Raw genomic sequence first — 17,663 nt, 5'->3', positions numbered from 1 at the left:
CCGGCCGGCCGCGGGCCGGCCGGTGCGCGCGCGCGGGTGGCGGGGGGCGGCCGGCCCGCGCCCGGCAGTACCGTGGCCACAAGCGGGGCGCTTGCGTCAGCCCTGCTTGCGTACCGGTGCGCCGTTGGCCTTGTAGTACGGCGCGGTGCTGCGGGCCAGCGGGGTGCGGCCACGGATCACGTCGGCCAGCTTCTCGGCCATCATGATGGTCGGCGCGTTGAGGTTGCCGGTCACCACCTGCGGCATGATCGAGGCATCGACGATGCGCAGGCCTTCCAGCCCGTGCACGCGGCCCTGGCCGTCGACCACCGCCATCGGGTCATCGGCATGGCCCATCTTGTTCGAGCACGACGGGTGGTAGGCGGTCTCGGCATGCTCGCGGACGAACGCATCGATCTGCGCATCGGTCTGCAGTGCGCTGCCCGGCGAGATCTCGCGGCCGCTGTACGGCGCCAGTGCCGGCTGCGCGAAGATCTCGCGGGTGATGCGGATCGCCGCGCGGAACTCGCGCCAGTCCTGGTCGTGCGACATGTAGTTGAACAGGATGCTCGGATGTTCGCGCGGATCCTTCGAACGCACGTGGATGCGGCCCCGGCTGGGCGAGCGCATCGAACCGACGTGCATCTGGAAGCTGTGCGCCTTGATCGGGTTGGAGCCGTTGTAATTGATCGCCACCGGCAGGAAGTGATACTGCAGGTTCGGCCAGTCGAACTCGGCGTCGCTGCGGATGAAGCCACCGGCCTCGAACTGGTTGCTGGCGCCGATGCCGGTGCCCAGGAACAGCCACTCGGCACCGATCGCCGGCTGGTTGTACAGCTTCAGTGCCGGGGCCAGCGACACCGGCTTCTTGCACTCGTACTGCAGGTACATCTCCAGGTGATCCTGCAGGTTGGCGCCGACGCCCGGCAGGTGGTGCACCAGGTCGATGTCCAGGCTGCGCAGCAGGTCGGCCGGGCCGACGCCCGAGCGCTGCAGGATCTGCGGCGAGGCGATGGCGCCGCCACACAGCAGCACTTCGCGGCGGGCGGTGGCACGCTGCGGCTGGTCGTTGTGCAGCCACTGCACGCCCACCGCACGCTTGCCCGAGAACAGGATGCGGTCGGTCAGCGCGTGGGTGACGATGGTCAGGTTCGGGCGCGGCTTGGCCAGGTCCAGATAGCCGCGGGCGGTGCTGGAACGACGGCCCTTCGGGGTCACCGTGCGGTCCATCGGGCCGAAGCCTTCCTGCTGGTAGCCGTTGAGGTCGTCGGTGCGCGGGTAGCCGGCCTGCACGCCGGCCTCGACCATCGCAGCGAACAGTTCGTTGTTGCCGGCCTTGGGCGTGGTCACCCGCAGCGGGCCTTCGCCACCGTGGTAGTCGTTGGGGCCGATGTCACGGGTTTCGGCCTTGCGGAAGTACGGCAGGCAGTCCAGGTAGGTCCAGTCTTCCAGGCCGGGCATGCTGGCCCAGTTGTCGTAGTCCATCGCGTTGCCGCGGATGTAGCACATGCCGTTGATCAGCGACGAGCCACCCAGCCCCTTGCCACGGCCGCAGTCCATGCGGCGGTTGTTCATGAAGGGCTCGGGATCGGTCTTGTACGCCCAGTTGTAGCGCTTGCCCTGCAGCGGGAAGGCCAGTGCCGCCGGCATCTGGGTACGGAAGTCGAGCCGGTAGTCCGGGCCACCGGCTTCCAGCAGCAGCACGCTGACATCGGCATCTTCGGTGAGGCGGGTGGCCAGCACGTTGCCGGCCGAACCGGCGCCGATGATGATGTAGTCGTACTCGTTAGAGGTGCTCATGGTTGCTCTCCTTCGGGCCGGGCGCGCTGCATGCAGGCGTCACGGCGGAATGTCGGACCGGCACGGAGGCCGGACGGTAGGCGCCGATCAGGCTGCGCCGCTCAGAACACGCTGGCGTAGTCGCCCAGTTCCACCTGCACCGACTTGATGCGGGTGTAGTGGCCGAGGGTCGAGAGGCCGTTCTCGCGGCCGACGCCGGATTCCTTGTAGCCGCCGACCGGCATTTCGGCCGGTGATTCGCCCCAGGTGTTGATCCAGCAGATGCCGGCTTCCAGGCGGTGGATGATGCGGTGGGCGCGGCTGACGTCCTTGCTGACCACGCCGGCGGCGAGGCCGAAGGTGGTGTCGTTGGCGCGACGCACCACTTCGTCTTCGTCGTCGTAGGCGAGGATGCTCATCACCGGCCCGAAGATCTCTTCCTTGACGATGGTCATGTCATCGCGGCAGTCGGAGAACACGGTCGGCAGCACGTAGGCGCCATTGGCCAGCGCGCCTTCGGTGGCACGGCCGCCGCCGGTCAGCAGGCGAGCGCCTTCGGCCTTGCCGCTTTCGATGTAGCGCAGCACGTTTTCCATGTGCGGGAAGCTGGTGAGCGGGCCGAAGTTGGTCTCGGCGGCCATCGGGTCGCCGATGCGGATGCGCTTGACGCGCTCGACCACGGCGGCTTCGAACACGGCCAGCATGCTGCGCGGCACGAACACGCGGGTGCCGTTGGTGCAGACCTGGCCGGAGCTGAAGAAGTTGGCCATCACCGCGATGTCGGCGGCGCGGTCGAGGTCGGCGTCATCGCAGATCACCAGCGGCGACTTGCCGCCCAGCTCCATGGTCACTTCCTTCAGCGACGAGGATGCGGCGCTGGCCATGACCTTCTTGCCGGTGGCGACGCCGCCGGTGAAGGAGATCTTCTCGATCACCGGGTGCTCGGTCAGCCACTGGCCGATCTCGCGGCCCGGGCCCTGCACGACGTTGAACACGCCGGCCGGCACACCAGCTTCGGTGTAGATCTCGGCCAGGCGGATCGCGGTCAGCGGGGTTACTTCCGACGGCTTGAACACCATCGCGTTGCCCGCGGCCAAGGCCGGGGCCGACTTCCACATGGCGATCTGGATCGGGTAGTTCCAGGCGCCGATGCCGGCGACCACGCCCAGCGGCTCGCGGCGGGTGTAGAAGAAGCTCGATTCGCGCAGCGGCAGCTGGATGCCTTCGATGGCGGTGGCCAGGCCGGCGTAGTACTCGACCACGTCGGCGCCGGTGACGATGTCCACGGTGGTGGTTTCGGCCAGCGCCTTGCCGGTGTCCAGGGTTTCCAGGTGCGCCAGTTCGTCGTTGCGCTCGCGCAGGATCTCGACGGCGCGGCGCAGGATGCGCGAACGCTCCATGGCAGTCATCGCCGCCCACACCTTCTGGCCTTCGGCCGCGCTCTGCACGGCGCGTTCGACGTCGGCCTGGCTGGCGACCTGCACTTCAGCGATCACGTCACCGGTGGCCGGGTTCACGGTCTTGAAGGTCTTGCCGCTGGTGGCATCGACGCGCTGGCCGTGGATGTAGAGCTGTTGGACGGGCAGGGTGGTCATGGGGCGTACTCCTTGGAAGGGGGCGGGTGCTGAAGCGCTTATAGCGCGACAGCCTGCAACTGGAAGTCGATGTAGCCGTAAGCAATGCGCCGGGACTTCTCGGCGTTGAACTGGCCGCCGACCAGGCTGCCGCGCAGCCAGAGGCCGTCGATCATCGCGGCCAGGCCACGGGCGGCCAGGCGGGCCTGCGGGTGGGGCAGCAGGCGGTTGAACTGGTGGCACAGGTTGGAGAACAGGCGCTGGTCGTTGGCGCGCTGCAGCCGGGCCAGTTCCGGCTGGTGCATGCTGGCGGCCCAGAAGGTCAGCCAGACGCGCATCGCGGTGCCGTTGATCTGGCTGTCGTCGAAGTTGCCATCGACGATGGCGCGCAGCTGCTCGCGCGGGTCGTCACCAGCGTCGGCACGGTAGCGGGCGACCGCGTCCTTCAGTTCACGCAGGATCTGCCGCATTGCAGCATTGAGCAGGCCGTCCTTATCGCCGAAGTAGTGGGCGACGATGCCGCTGGACAGCCCTGCTTTCTTCGCGATGGTGGCGACGGTCGCATCGGCCATGCCGATCTCGTCGATGGTCTGGAAAGTGGCCCGGATCAGCTGCTCGCGCCGTACCGGTTCCACGCCTTTCTTCGGCATTGTCTCTCCACGGATTGCGACCCGAAGGATCGGGCTGCCCGCCATTATGCTTTTTATTGATTGAACGTTCAATCAATAAACCCTAGGATGCGCTCGCGCCCCACGCCATGGGCCCGGTTTACCGGTCCGGCCCCGCCCATGTGCCCCCTCGGACTTGATGAGACGACCCCATGTCTTCCCTGGCTCATCCCAAGCGTTCGCCCCTGCGCTTGAACCGTTTTGTCTTCTTCAGCTCTTCGGTGTCGATCGGCATCCTCGGGCTGCTCACCGTTCTCTATCCCGAAAGCAGCGAGCACTGGCTGCGGTGGGCGCAGGCCGAAGTCTCGGCGGCGTTCGGCTGGTGGTACATGCTGCTGATCGTGCTGTGCCTGGGCTTCGTGCTGTGGCTGGCGTTCTCACCGTATGGCCGCATCCGCCTGGGCCACAACGAGGAATCACCGGCCTTCGGTTACGTGGCCTGGGTGTCGATGCTGTTCTCGGCCGGCATCGGCATTGCGCTGCTGTACTACGGCGCCTACGAGCCGCTGGACCACTTCCTCAATCCGCCCGGGCAGCCCGGCGGGACCGTGGCCGCCGGCCGCGAGGCGATGGTGCTGACCTTCCTGCACTGGGGCCTGCACGGCTGGGCGCTGTATGCGCTGGTGGGCGTGGCGCTGGGCTATTTCGCCTACCGCCGCGACCTGCCGCTGGCGCTGCGCTCGGCGCTGTACCCGATCTTCGGTGAGCGCATCCATGGCCGCATCGGCGACATGGTCGATGGCTTCGGCATCCTTGCCACGCTGATCTCGATGGTGACCAACCTCGGCATCGGCGCGCTGGTGGTGCAGTCCGGCCTGGTCTACCTGTTCCACATCCCGGATACGCCGCAGGTGCTGGTGGCGATCGTGCTGGTGATGATGGTGGTGGCCACCATCGGCGTGGTGGCCGGTGTGGAGAAGGGCATTGCCTGGCTCTCCAACCTCAACGTGCGCCTGCTGTGCGGCCTGCTGCTGTTCGTGCTGATCACCGGCCCGACCCTGCACCTGTTCGACGGCCTGATCCAGAACACCGGTGATTACCTCGGCGCGTTCGTGCGCAAGAGCTTCGACATGTACCTCAACGACCCGAAGGGCCGTGAGTGGATGGGCTCGTGGACGCTGTTCTACTGGGCCTGGTGGATCGCCTGGGCGCCGTTCGTCGGTCTTTTCGTGGCGCGCATCTCGCGTGGCCGCACCATCCGCGAAGTGATCATGGGCGTGCTGCTGATTCCGCTCGGCTTCACCCTGGCGTGGCTGTCGATCTTCGGCAACACCGCCATCGACCTGGTGCTCAATCACGGCCAGGCGATCCTGGGTGACGTGGCCCAGCATGATGCGGCGATGACGCTGTTCAAGCTGCTGGAGTACCTGCCCGCCGCGCCGTACGTGGCCGGCGCCGCAGTGGTGATCGGCTTCGTGCTGTTCCTGACTCCGGTCGATTCGGGCACGCTGATGATCGCCAACCTGTGCACGCGTCGCGTCGACGATGGCGTGGAGGACGGCCATGACGCGCCGATCTGGCTGCGCGTGTTCTGGGCAGCCGGCATCACCGTGGCCAGCGTCGGCCTGCTGCTGGCCGGCAACTTCAGTGCGATGCAGACCGCGGTGGTGCTGTGCGGCCTGCCGTTCTCGTTCACCCTGGCGTTCTACATGTGGGGCCTGCTGAAGGCACTGCGCACCGACCCGGACGCACCGCGGCGGTAGATAGCGCCGGGCCCTGCCCGGCAAACGCGAAAGCAAAGGGCCGGATCTGTGAGGATCCGGCCCTTTGCGTTTGCTTCCGGGATCCGCCGGGCATGGCCCGGCGCTACCAGTTACTTGGTTGCCAACTGGCGCAGCACATACTGCAGCAGGCCGCCATGGCGGAAGTACTCCACTTCCTTCGGGGTCAGCAGCATCACCGAGACCTCGAAGGTCTTCCTGGTGCCGTCGGCCTTGGTCGCGGTGACGGTGGCACGCTTGCTGGCACCGTCCTGCAGGCCGGTGATGTCGATCACTTCCGAACCGTCCAGGCCCAGGCTCTGTGCGTTTTCACCGTTGCGGAACTGCAGCGGCAGCACGCCCATGCCGACCAGGTTGGAGCGGTGGATGCGCTCGAAGCTCTCTGCGATGACCGCCTTCACCCCCAGCAGCAGGGTGCCCTTGGCCGCCCAGTCACGCGACGAGCCGGTGCCGTACTCCTTGCCGGCCAGCACCACCAGCGGCACCTTGTCGGCCTTGTACTTCATGGCCGCATCGTAGATCGCCAGCTTCTCCGGCTGGCCGCCGCCGGCCGGGTAGTACAGGGTGTTGCCGCCTTCCTCGCCACCGAACATCAGGTTCTTGATGCGGATGTTGGCGAAGGTGCCGCGGACCATCACGTCATCGTTGCCGCGGCGGCTGCCGTAGCTGTTGAAGTCGGCCGGCTGCACGCCGCGCTCCTGCAGGAAGCGGCCTGCCGGCGAGTCCTTCTTGATGTTGCCGGCCGGGGAGATGTGGTCGGTGGTGATCGAATCGCCGAACAGGCCCATCACGCGCGCGCCGTGCACGTCGTCGATGCTGCCGGTCTGCATGGTCATGCCATCGAAGTACGGCGGGTTCTTGATGTAGGTGGAGGCATCGCTCCACTCATACAGGTTGCCGTCCGGCGAAGCGATGGTGTTCCAGCGGGTATCACCCTTGAACACATCGGCGTAGTTCTGCTTGAACATCTCCGGGCCGATGGTGGCGGCGATGACGTCGCCGATTTCCTTGTTGCTCGGCCAGATGTCGCGCAGGAACACCGGCTGGCCATCGCTGCCGGTACCCAGAGGCTGGGTGGTCAGGTCGATGTCGGTGGTGCCGGCGATGGCGTAGGCCACCACCAGTGGCGGGCTGGCCAGGTAGTTCATCTTCACTTCGGGGTGCACGCGGCCCTCGAAGTTGCGGTTGCCCGACAGTACCGAGGTGACCACCAGATCGCCGGTGGCGATGCCGGCGCTGACTTCGGTCGGCAGCGGGCCGGAGTTGCCGATGCAGGTGGTGCAGCCGTAGCCGACCACGTAGAAGCCGATCTTCTCCAGCTCCTTCAGTACGCCGGCCTTTTCCAGGTAATCGGTGACCACGCGCGAACCTGGGCCGAGCGAGGTCTTCACCCACGGCTGGCGGTTCAGGCCCTTGGCGGCCGCGTTGCGGGCCAGCAGGCCAGCACCGATCATCACCGCCGGGTTGGAGGTGTTGGTGCACGAGGTGATGGCAGCGATGACCACTGCACCATCCTTCAGGCGGACCTTGCGGCCTTCGGTTTCGATGTCCGCGTAGCCCTTGGCCAGCTGCTCGTTGCCGACCGCGGCACCGCCGCCTTCGTTGACGAACGAGGAGACATCGTCGCTGCGCTTGTCACGGTTGGTGGTCAGGCCAACCAGGGCTTCGCGGTAGTTCTTCTGCACGTCTTCCAGCAGCACGCGGTCCTGCGGACGCTTCGGGCCGGCCAGCGACGGCTTCACCGTGCCCATGTCCAGTTCCAGCGTGGTGCTGTACTGCGCGTGCGGGCTGCCCGGTTCGTGCCACAGGCCCTGCGCCTTGGCGTAGGCTTCGACCAGATCGATCTGCTCTTCGCTGCGGCCGGACAGGCGCAGGTAGTTCAGCGACTCGGCGTCGATCGGGAAGATGCCGCAGGTGGCGCCGTATTCCGGCGCCATGTTGCCGATGGTGGCACGGTCGGCCAGCGGCAGGTGCTGCAGGCCGTCACCGTAGAACTCGACGAACTTGCCGACCACGCCCAGCTTGCGCAGCATCTGGGTGACGGTCAGCACCAGGTCGGTGGCGGTGGCGCCTTCGGGCAGCTTGCCGGTCAGCTTGAAGCCGACCACCTGCGGGATCAGCATCGACGACGGCTGGCCGAGCATGGCCGCCTCCGCTTCGATGCCGCCCACGCCCCAGCCCAGCACGCCGATGCCGTTGATCATGGTGGTGTGGCTGTCGGTACCGAACACGGTATCGGGGTAGGCGACCGCCTTGCCGTCCTTGTCCGCCGTCATCACCACGCGGGCCAGGTTCTCCAGGTTCACCTGGTGGACGATGCCGGTGTTCGGCGGCACTACCTTGAAGTTGTCGAAGGCCTTCTGGCCCCAGCGCAGGAAGCCGTAGCGTTCCTGGTTGCGCTGGAACTCGATTTTGCCGTTGAGGTCCAGCGCGTCCGGCTTGCCGAACACGTCGACCTGCACCGAGTGGTCGATGACCAGTTCGGAGGGAATCTGCGGGTTGATCTGCTCAGGCGAGCCGCCGAGCTTGACCACCGCGTCGCGCATCGCGGCGAGGTCGACCACGCAGGGCACGCCGGTGAAGTCCTGCAGGACCACGCGCGCCGGCATGAAGGCGATTTCGGTGTCCGGCTCGGCCGCCGGGTTCCAGCGGGCCACGGCTTCGATGTGGTCCTTGCCGACGGTGATGCCGCCGTCCTCGTGCCGGAGCAGGTTCTCCAGCAGGATCTTCATCGAGTAGGGCAGGTGGGAGATATCGAAGCGCTGGCCCAGCGTGGGCAGGCTGAAGTAGTCGTAGGTCTTGCCGCCGACGTTCAGCTGGCTGCGGGTGGAGAACGAATCGCTCATGCGGGGTAACTCCTTCTTGCGGATGGCTTGCAGTGGCCCGCGCATGGGCGGACCTGCTTGCGGTCGCCGCGGGCCTGACGGCCCCGGTGGTCCCAGTATGAACCCCAGACTGAATGGATTCATCCGGGCCGGGTTCCGGCCTGCGGCATCGGTTCCAGACTACAGGGGAAGGTGTATGGCGTATGTCACGTTTGTGGCCGATCCTTTGCGAGGCAAGGGCTGGCGGGTTGCCGGTCCTGTTCAGGGTGGAAGTATGCCCGGGGAAGTATGTATAATTTGTGCATACTCTGGAGGGCCTACCGATGGAAGCCACTGTTGCAGAACGCGGACAGATCACCCTGCCCAAGGCGGTGCGTGATGCCCTCGGCCTGACCAAGGGCACGCTGCTGAAGGTCGAGCTGGACGGCAGCCGCATCATCCTGCGCAAGAGTGTTGACGATGCCATTTCACGGGCGCGCGGCAAGTTCGCGCTGGACGGTTTCGAATCGTCCGACGCAGCGGTACGTGCGGTGCGTGACGAGGAATAAGCCGTGATGATCGCCGTCGACTCTCCGGTGCTGGTCGAGCTGCTCAGCAATGGCCCGCAGGCCGATGCCGTGGAAGCCATCCTCAGGCAGAGCCTGGTCGGTGGCCGCGTGGTGGTCTGCGGCGCGACCCTGGCCGAGGTCTGCGCATCGCTGCGTGGCGGTGCCGAGGTGCTCGAAGCGCTGGAAGAAATGGGCGTGCACTTCAACCCGATGGAAGCCAAGTCGGCGCTGCGCGCCGGCGAGATGCACCGCCGCCACCGCCAGCGCAGCGGCAGCCGCCGCAGCCTGGACGAATTCATGGTCGGCGCCCACGCACTGCTGCAGTGCGATGGCCTGATCACCTGGAACGACACGTTTTACCGCGACTACTTCAAGGGCCTGAAGCTGATCGTGCCGCAAGCCTGAGCCCACTTTTTTTCAACCTACGCATTACCCGGGAGTTGTCATGTTGGAAGCCTACCGCCACCACGTCGCCGAGCGCGCTGCGCTTGGCATCCCGCCGCTGCCGCTGAGCGCGCAGCAGACGGCCGATGTCATCGAACTGCTGAAGAACCCGCCGCAGGGCGAGGCCGAGTTCCTGCTCGACCTGCTGACCCACCGCGTGCCGGCCGGCGTCGATGACGCGGCCAAGGTCAAGGCCTCGTACCTGGCGGCGATCGCCCTGGGCAGCGAGCAGAACCCGCTGATCAGCCGTGAGCGCGCCACCGAACTGCTGGGTACCATGCTCGGCGGTTACAACGTCGCCCCGCTGGTGCAGCTGCTGGACGATGCCAGCGTCGGCACCATCGCCGCCAACGGTCTGAAGAAGACCCTGCTGGTGTTCGATGCCTTCCATGACGTGCAGGAAAAGGCCAAGGCCGGCAACGCCAACGCCCAGGCCGTGCTGCAGAGCTGGGCCGACGCCGAGTGGTTCACCAGCAACCCGGAAGTGCCGCAGAGCCTGACCGTCACCGTGTTCAAGGTGCCGGGCGAAACCAACACCGACGACCTGTCGCCGGCGCCGGACGCGACCACCCGCCCGGACATCCCGATGCACGCCCTGGCGATGCTGAAGAACAAGCGCGACGACGCGCCGTTCACCCCGGAAGAAGACGGCAAGCGCGGCCCGATCCAGCAGATCCTCGACCTGAAGGACAAGGGTCACCTGGTCGCCTACGTTGGCGACGTGGTCGGCACCGGTTCCTCGCGCAAGTCGGCCACCAACAGCGTGCTGTGGTGGACCGGCGATGACATTCCGTTCATCCCGAACAAGCGCGCCGGTGGCGTCTGCCTGGGTTCGAAGATCGCCCCGATCTTCTACAACACCATGGAAGATGCCGGTGCACTGCCGATCGAGCTGGACGTGTCGAAGATGGAGCACGGCGATGTGGTCGAGCTGCGTCCGTACGAAGGCAAGGCGCTGAAGAACGGTGAAGTGATCGCCGAGTTCCAGGTCAAGTCCGAAGTGCTGTTCGACGAAGTGCGCGCCGGTGGCCGCATTCCGCTGATCATCGGCCGTGGCCTGACCGGCAAGGCGCGTGAAGCGCTGGGCCTGGCCCCGACCGACCTGTTCCGCCTGCCGGTGCAGCCGGTCGATACCGGCAAGGGCTTCTCGCTGGCGCAGAAGATGGTCGGCCGCGCCTGTGGCCTGCCGGAAGGCCAGGGCATGCGCCCGGGCACCTACTGCGAACCGAAGATGACCTCGGTCGGCTCGCAGGACACCACCGGCCCGATGACCCGTGACGAGCTGAAGGACCTGGCCTGCCTGGGCTTCTCGGCCGACCTGGTGATGCAGTCGTTCTGCCATACCGCCGCTTACCCGAAGCCGGTGGACGTGAAGACCCACCACACCCTGCCGGAGTTCATCTCCACCCGTGGCGGCGTCTCGCTGCGCCCCGGCGACGGCGTGATCCACAGCTGGCTCAACCGCATGCTGCTGCCGGACACCGTCGGCACCGGTGGTGACTCGCACACCCGTTTCCCGGTGGGCATTTCGTTCCCGGCCGGTTCGGGCCTGGTCGCCTTCGCCGCTGCCACCGGCGTGATGCCGCTGGACATGCCGGAGTCGGTGCTGGTGCGCTTCAAGGGTAAGATGCAGCCGGGCGTGACCCTGCGTGACCTGGTCAACGCGATCCCGCTGTACGCGATCAAGTCGGGCCTGCTGACCGTGGCCAAGGCTGGCAAGAAGAACATCTTCTCCGGTCGCATCCTGGAAATCGAAGGCCTGCCGGAGCTGAAGGTCGAACAGGCGTTCGAACTGTCCGACGCCTCGGCCGAGCGTTCGGCGGCCGGTTGCTCGGTGCGCCTGAACAAGGAACCGATCATCGAGTACCTCAACAGCAACATCACGCTGCTGAAGTGGATGATCGCCGAGGGTTACCAGGACCCGCGTTCGCTGCAGCGCCGTATCGAGAAGATGGAAGCGTGGCTGGCCAACCCGGAGCTGCTGGAGCCGGATGCCGATGCCGAATACGCTGCCGTCATCGAGATCGACCTGGCCGACATCCACGAGCCGATCGTGGCCTGCCCGAACGACCCGGACGACGTGAAGACCCTGTCCGAAGTGGCCGGCGCCAAGATCGACGAAGTGTTCATCGGTTCGTGCATGACCAACATCGGTCACTTCCGAGCCGCTGCGAAGCTGCTGGAAGGCAAGCGTGACCTGCCGACCCGCCTGTGGGTGGCCCCGCCGACCAAGATGGATGCCTCGGAGCTGACCAAGGAAGGCGTGTACGGCACCTTCGGCGCCACCGGTGCACGCATGGAAATGCCGGGCTGCTCGCTGTGCATGGGCAACCAGGCGCAGATCCGCGAAGGCTCCACCGCGATGTCGACCTCGACCCGCAACTTCCCGAACCGCCTGGGCCGCAACACCAACGTGTACCTGGGTTCGGCGGAACTGGCCGCGATCTGCTCGCGCCTGGGCCGTATCCCGACCAAGGAGGAGTACATGGCGGACATCGGCGTGATCAACGCCAATGGTGCGGAGATCTACCGCTACATGAACTTCGACCAGATCGAGGAATACCAGGACGTGGCCAAGACGGTCGCTGCCTGATGCGGTAACTGAAAACCCCCGGCTCGTGCCGGGGGTATTTTGTGAGCGGACGACGCATGGTAGTGCCGGCCGCTGGCCGGCAACCCGTTGAAACGAAGAACCCCCGGTGAAAGCCGGGGTTTTTTTGTTGCCTGATGGCCTGTAGTGCCGAATCCACGCGTGGCTGCTGTTCGCGCCATGCGCGATGAGTCGAGCATGGCTCGACTCTACAACGGCATCCACGCATGGCGTGGATCTACTGCAAGCGGAGTCCTTGAGCCGGGGCGCGCAATCAGCCGCGCGCGAGCGCCAGCAACCGCTCGGCAATCCGTTCCAGCGGCACCTGTTCCTCGGCGGCGCCGAGCTTGAACGCGGCACCGGGCATGCCCCAGACCACGCTGGTGGCCTCGTCCTGCACCAGTGTCGGTGCGCCGGCCTGGCGCATCTCCAGCAGGCCGCGCGCACCGTCATCGCCCATGCCGGTGAGAATGGCACCGATGGCGTTGCCGCCGGCGTTCTGCGCGACCGAGCGGAACAGCACATCCACCGCGGGCTTGTGCCGGTTCACGGCCGGGCCGTCGTCGACCCGGCAGCGCCAGCGCGCACCGTCGCGGATGATCCGCAGGTGCTTGCCACCCGGTGGCAGGTAGGCGTGGCCCGGCAGCACGGCTTCGCCGTCGCTGGCTTCGCGCACGGCCATCGCCGAGTGCCGGTCCAGGCGTTCGGCGAAGGCGCTGCTGAAGCTGGCCGGCAGGTGCTGGGTCATCACCACGGCCGGGCCGTCGGCGGGCATGCCTTCCAGCACCACACGCAGCGCTTCGGTGCCACCGGCCGATGAGCCGATCGCGATCAGCCGGTCGGTGGTGCGGAACTGGGGCGTGGCGGGACGCGTCGCTGGGGAGGCATCCAGCAGGAGCTTCGGTGCGGCAGCGCGCACCAGCGGGCGAACGCGCGAACGCGCCGCCATCTTCACTTTGGCGATGATCTCGTCGGCGTAGCCCTGCAGGCCGCGCGCCACGTCCAGTTTCGGCTTGGAGACGAAATCCACAGCCCCCAACGCCAGTGCCTGCAGGGTGGTGTCGGCGCCGCGTTCGGTCAGCGAGGAGATCATCACCACCGGCAGCGGGTGCAGGCGCATCAGGTTTTCCAGGAACGCCAGGCCGTCCATGCGCGGCATTTCCACGTCCAGCGTGATCACGTCCGGGGCCAGGCGCTTGATCTTCTCGCGCGCCAGCAGCGGGTCGGCGGCGGTGCCGACCACGTCAATGGCGGGATCGCTGGACAGAATCTCGGTGAGCATCTGGCGCACGACGGCGGAGTCGTCGACGATCAGGACCCGGCAGGGGGCGTTGCCGGTCAGGGTCATTCGAACAGCTCCACGCCACCGGTGACCGGGGCCTTGGACAGGCGTGCACGCACGGCCGATTCGGTCGCGGCCACTTCGGCTTCATGGGCATGCGGCAGACGCTGCACCACCACGCGGCCGGTATCGGCGAAGAACCAGATCTTGCGCGGATGGATGCCGCACAGGTCCTCGGCGATGATCGGGATGTGCTCGGCCTGCAGGTACTGGCGCACGAACTCGGCGTTGCGGGTGCCGACCGGGTTGCTGGTGAAACCCTTCAGCACGTTGGCACCGCCGAACACCTTGGCCTCGATGCGCTTGCGGTGGGCGCCACGCTTGAGCATGTCGTTGATCAGCAGCTCCATCGCATAGCTGCCGTAACGCGCGGGTGCGCCGTCGCCGGCGTTGCCCTCGGGCAACAGGAAATGGTTCATGCCGCCGATCTTCAGCACCGGGTCGCGCAGGCAGGCCGCCACGCAGGAGCCCAGCGTGGTGGTCAACGCAGTGGTGTCATCGACGACCAGGTACTGGGTCGGCAGCAGCTTGGCAGCAATGGTCTTGAAGCGCGCGTCCTGGTAACGCATCACATCATCGGTGCGCAGCGATGCGTTCATGCGCCTGCCTTTGCCGCACGGCGGTAAAGGGTGCGTCCGCAGGGCTGGATCAGGTCGGCGGCGTGCAGGTAGTTCTCCGAGTGGCCGGTGTAGAGCAGGCCATCGTCGGACAGGTGCTGTACCAGCCGGCCGAGGATCGCGCGCTGGGTCGGCTTGTCGAAGTAGATCATCACGTTGCGGCAGAACAGTGCGTCGAACGGGCCGCCGACGTCATAGCGCGGGGCAAGCAGGTTCAATGGGCGGAACTCGATCAGCTCGCGCAGCGCCGGCAGCACGCGGCACTGGCCCTCGTTGGGGCCGCTGCCGCGCTGGAAGTAGCGGCGGCGCAGATCCGGATCGAGGCTGGTGACGCGGTCGATGTTGTAGACGCCACGGCCGGCCGTGGCCAGCACCTGGGTATCGACGTCGGTGGCGATGATGCGTACCGGTGGCTTCAGGGTGCCGAACGCTTCGCAGGCGGTGATCGCCATCGAGTAGGGCTCTTCGCCGGTGGAGGCGGCGCACGACCACAGCAGCAGCGGCGTGCGGCTGGAGCGCTGCTGCAGCTCCTCGCGCAGCTTGTCGAAGTGGTGCGGCTCACGGAAGAACGAGGTCAGGTTGGTGGTCAGTGCGTTGGTGAACGCCTGCCACTCGTCACCGTCTTCCTGCTCCAGATGGTCCAGATACTGCTGGAAGCTGCGCATGCCCAGCGTGCGCAGGCGGCGAGACAGGCGGCCATAGACCATATCGCGCTTTGCCGGGGCAAGGGCAATGCCCACGCGCTGGTAGATCAGGTCGCAGACGCGGCGGAAATCACGGTCGGCGAACTCGAATTCGCGTGGGCCGGTGACGATGGGAGTAGGACTTTGCACGGGGGACGTGTCCATCGGCAGAGGCGGCGGCCGAAGCCGCCGCGGGTGGGTCTCAGAATTCCTGCCAGTCGCTGTCGCTGGCGACGAAGGTGCTGGCGTTGCTGCCGGTGCGGCGTACCGGTGCTGGCGTCGGAGCCGGCCGCGGACGCGCCACGGCGGCGGCGACATGCACCGGCTCGACACGCGCGGCCACCGCCTTCATCGCGGCCGAGACCTGGTTGTCCAGGCGGAAGATCGCCACGGCGTCGGCCAGCTGGCCAGCCTGTTCTTCCATCGCACGTGCGGCGGCGGTGGCTTCTTCCACCAGCGCAGCATTCTGCTGGGTGGTTTCGTCCATCTGCACCACGGTCTGGTTGACCTGCTCGATGCCGGCCGACTGCTCCTGCGAAGCCGCGGAGATCTCGGCCATGATGTCGGTCACGCGCTGCACCGAGGCGACGATCTCGCCCATGGTGCTACCGGCCTGGTGTACCAGGCTGGAACCTTCGGCGACCTTGCCGACCGAATCATCGATCAGGCCCTTGATCTCCTTGGCGGCAGCGGCCGAGCGCTGGGCGAGGGTGCGCACTTCACTGGCGACCACGGCGAAGCCACGGCCCTGTTCGCCGGCACGTGCGGCTTCCACTGCGGCGTTCAGCGCCAGGATGTTGGTCTGGAAGGCGATGCCGTCGATGACCGAGATGATCTCGGCGATCTTCTTCGACGAGGCTTCGATGGCCGACATGGTGTTGACCACCTGGCCGACCACGCTGCCGCCTTGAGAAGCAACACCCTGCGCGCCGATCGCCAGCTGATTGGCCTGGCGGGCGTGCTCGGCGTTCTGGCGCACGGTGGAGGTCAGTTCCTCCATGGACGCGGCGGTCTCTTCCAGGTTCGCTGCCTGCTGCTCGGTACGGCGCGACAGGTCACTGTTGCCCGAAGCGATCTCACCGGCGGCCAGTGTGATGCTGCCGGCGCTGGCCTGGATCTGGCCGACGATCTGGGTCAGCTGGGTGACGGTGGTGTTGGCGTCGTCCCGCATGCGTGCGAACACGCCCTGGTAGTCGCCGTGCATGCGCGCGGTCAGGTCGCCTTCGGCGATGGCCGACAGCAGCTTCGAGAGCTTGCCGAGGTTGTCATCGCTGACCGCCATCATCGCGTTGAGGTTTTCCAGCATCAGGCGGAAATCGTGATCGAAGCGCTGCGCGTCGCCACGGCGGCTGAAGTCGCCTGCGGCGGCGGCACTGGCCAGCTGCTTGATCTCGGCGTTGATGCGGCCGAGGTTGGCCTTGACCGTGTCGACGGTGGTGGTCATCGCGGCCTTCTCGCCGGGGTAGCGCGCGACGTCGCGGCTCAGATCGCCCACCGCGTACTGCTGCACCACGTCCAGCACATCGTGCAGGGTCTGCACGTGGCCGCCGACCAGGGCATTGGTTTCCTGCACCATCAGCCCGTACTCGCCGGGGAAGGCGCTGGCATCGATGCGGTAGCTCAGTTCGCCGCCGTCGTGGCGACGCGCCATCTCGCGCTGGCCGCTGATCACCGCGTGCAGCTGCTGCTGCATGCCGGACATGGCGTCCAGCAGGCGGCCGGTCTCGTCATGCGGCTGCGGGCCGATGTGGCTGTCCAGCTTGCCGCGGGCGATACCCTCGGCGACGGCCGTTGCCTGCTTCAGCGGTACGGCGATGCGGTTGCCGATGAGCCAGCTCAGGGCCAGCACGATCAGTACCAGCACGCCACCGGAGACGGCCATGATGGCGGTGAACACCAGTGCCTGCTTCTGCACGTCGTCCATGTAGACGCCACTGCTGACCACCCAGTTCCAGGGCGCGAACAGGCCGGCGTAAGCCACCTTCTCGACCTCGCCCTTGCTGCCGGGCTTGGCCCAGCGGTAGTTGACGAAGCCGCCACCGGCCTTGGCTGCTTCCACCTGGTCGTAGTAGATGCGCACGCCGTCGTCGGTGCGGAAGTCCTTCATGTCCTTGCCGACCAGGTCCTTGCGGAACGGGTGCATCAGCAGGCGGTAGCCGGTGTCGTAGATGTTGAAGTAGTAGGCATCGTTATCGGCGCGCATCACTTCCAGCGCCTGCAGGGCGGCGGCCTTGGCAGCGTCCTCGCTGAGCTCGCCGGTACCGGCCAGGCGATGGTAGTGCTGGAGGATGCCGTAGCTGAGTTCGACCTGGGTCTTCAGCGCGGTCTTGCGGGTCTCGGTCAGGTCGAGGTACTGCATGCGGGCGGCGATCACCGAGAGCGCGATCACGCCAAGCGCGATGAGCAGCGTCAGCAGGTTGAGCTTGCGCCGGACGGAGAGGTTGCTGAAGTAGTGTTGCCAGCGATGCATGAGATTCATCGAGCAGGACCAGGTCGAAGCGGGCGGGCGGCGCCGTGCCGGTCACAGCGGGACAAGCGGTGACAACCCCGTTATCGGCCGCGCGGGCGGGGGATTGAGGTGCGGTGTTCGAACGTATTCAGGTTTCCTTGCAGCGGCGGCTGCGGCGCTGCCTGCGGCGCTGCCTGCGGCAGGCTTTTGAAGCGACAGCAACGGCAACGGCAACGGCGGTTGGTCGGCGGTCACGGATTGCGAAAAGAGCCGGGCCAGGGTGGGTTGGCGGGGGACGCCGTAAACCCGTCCCTGGGGGCTTGGCCGCGGCATCCATGCCGCGGACACCCCCGCCAACCCACCCTGGCCCGGCCCATTCGAGATCCCGGTGTCGGACGGCAAGAGCGTTGGGTTTCCAAGTGGAAAGAGGGGTCAGATCCGTTT

The 17,663-nt window shown here is 66.7% G+C and carries 12 protein-coding genes; 4 read left to right on the top strand and 8 right to left on the bottom strand.

Annotation, left to right across the window (positions count from 1 at the left end):
* Window positions 1-96: 96 nt before the first annotated feature.
* The 3 genes from betA to betI all read right to left on the bottom strand — a co-directional run bounded on the left by betA (window position 97) and on the right by betI (window position 3,982).
* The gene (betA, locus tag V3B64_RS18115; RefSeq protein WP_329914638.1) at window positions 97-1,779 is read right to left on the bottom strand and encodes a choline dehydrogenase; all 1,683 of its coding nucleotides are present in this window, start codon (window positions 1,777-1,779) and stop codon (window positions 97-99) included.
* Between the two features lie 101 nt (window positions 1,780-1,880).
* On the bottom strand, window positions 1,881-3,353 hold the full coding sequence (gene betB, locus V3B64_RS18110; RefSeq protein WP_329914637.1) for a betaine-aldehyde dehydrogenase: 1,473 nt from the start codon (window positions 3,351-3,353) through the stop codon (window positions 1,881-1,883).
* Between the two features lie 38 nt (window positions 3,354-3,391).
* Complete coding sequence (gene betI, locus V3B64_RS18105; protein ID WP_005416394.1) at window positions 3,392-3,982, bottom strand: transcriptional regulator BetI; 591 nt, start codon at window positions 3,980-3,982, stop codon at window positions 3,392-3,394.
* Window positions 3,983-4,152: 170 nt separating this feature from the next.
* Between betI and V3B64_RS18100 the strand changes: the two genes are divergently transcribed.
* Entirely contained in the window at window positions 4,153-5,703 is a 1,551-nt protein-coding gene (locus V3B64_RS18100; protein WP_329914636.1) for a BCCT family transporter, read from the top strand.
* A gap of 110 nt (window positions 5,704-5,813) precedes the next feature.
* Here the strand turns inward: V3B64_RS18100 and acnA are convergent, their stop codons facing one another.
* Window positions 5,814-8,567 carry an aconitate hydratase AcnA gene (acnA, locus tag V3B64_RS18095; protein WP_329914635.1) on the bottom strand — a complete coding sequence of 918 codons (2,754 nt, stop codon included), beginning with the start codon at window positions 8,565-8,567 and terminating at the stop codon, window positions 5,814-5,816.
* A gap of 302 nt (window positions 8,568-8,869) precedes the next feature.
* On the opposite strand from acnA, the gene V3B64_RS18090 reads away from it, so the two are divergent.
* From V3B64_RS18090 to acnB, 3 genes are read left to right on the top strand one after another with little or no spacing between them, the layout of a single operon-like run.
* Complete coding sequence (locus V3B64_RS18090) at window positions 8,870-9,094, top strand: AbrB/MazE/SpoVT family DNA-binding domain-containing protein (protein WP_005409505.1); 225 nt, start codon at window positions 8,870-8,872, stop codon at window positions 9,092-9,094.
* Between the two features lie 6 nt (window positions 9,095-9,100).
* The gene (locus V3B64_RS18085; protein WP_008267153.1) at window positions 9,101-9,499 is read left to right on the top strand and encodes a type II toxin-antitoxin system VapC family toxin; all 399 of its coding nucleotides are present in this window, start codon (window positions 9,101-9,103) and stop codon (window positions 9,497-9,499) included.
* Between the two features lie 40 nt (window positions 9,500-9,539).
* Window positions 9,540-12,131 (top strand): bifunctional aconitate hydratase 2/2-methylisocitrate dehydratase, encoded by a 2,592-nt coding sequence (gene acnB, locus V3B64_RS18080; protein WP_049463414.1) that lies wholly within the window; start codon window positions 9,540-9,542, stop codon window positions 12,129-12,131.
* Window positions 12,132-12,402: 271 nt separating this feature from the next.
* On the opposite strand, the gene V3B64_RS18075 is transcribed toward acnB, so the two are convergent.
* The 4 genes from V3B64_RS18075 to V3B64_RS18060 are packed head-to-tail and all read right to left on the bottom strand — an operon-like array spanning window position 12,403 to window position 17,249.
* On the bottom strand, window positions 12,403-13,476 hold the full coding sequence (locus V3B64_RS18075) for a chemotaxis response regulator protein-glutamate methylesterase (protein ID WP_277779200.1): 1,074 nt from the start codon (window positions 13,474-13,476) through the stop codon (window positions 12,403-12,405).
* Window positions 13,473-14,069 (bottom strand): chemoreceptor glutamine deamidase CheD, encoded by a 597-nt coding sequence (gene cheD, locus V3B64_RS18070; protein ID WP_008264676.1) that lies wholly within the window; start codon window positions 14,067-14,069, stop codon window positions 13,473-13,475. Before cheD ends, V3B64_RS18075 begins: the two co-directional genes overlap by 4 nt.
* The gene (locus V3B64_RS18065; RefSeq protein ID WP_050509861.1) at window positions 14,066-14,935 is read right to left on the bottom strand and encodes a CheR family methyltransferase; all 870 of its coding nucleotides are present in this window, start codon (window positions 14,933-14,935) and stop codon (window positions 14,066-14,068) included. The genes cheD and V3B64_RS18065 overlap by 4 nt, the downstream gene beginning before the upstream one ends.
* Before the next feature lie 37 nt (window positions 14,936-14,972).
* Window positions 14,973-17,249 carry a methyl-accepting chemotaxis protein gene (locus V3B64_RS18060; RefSeq protein WP_329914634.1) on the bottom strand — a complete coding sequence of 759 codons (2,277 nt, stop codon included), beginning with the start codon at window positions 17,247-17,249 and terminating at the stop codon, window positions 14,973-14,975.
* Between the last annotated feature and the right edge of the window lie 414 nt (window positions 17,250-17,663).

Source organism: Stenotrophomonas sp. SMYL86 (assembly GCF_036320025.1).
GTDB lineage: Bacteria > Pseudomonadota > Gammaproteobacteria > Xanthomonadales > Xanthomonadaceae > Stenotrophomonas > Stenotrophomonas maltophilia_A.
Note: the sequence above shows the minus strand (reverse complement) of the source record. Positions and strands in the feature narration are given on the sequence as shown.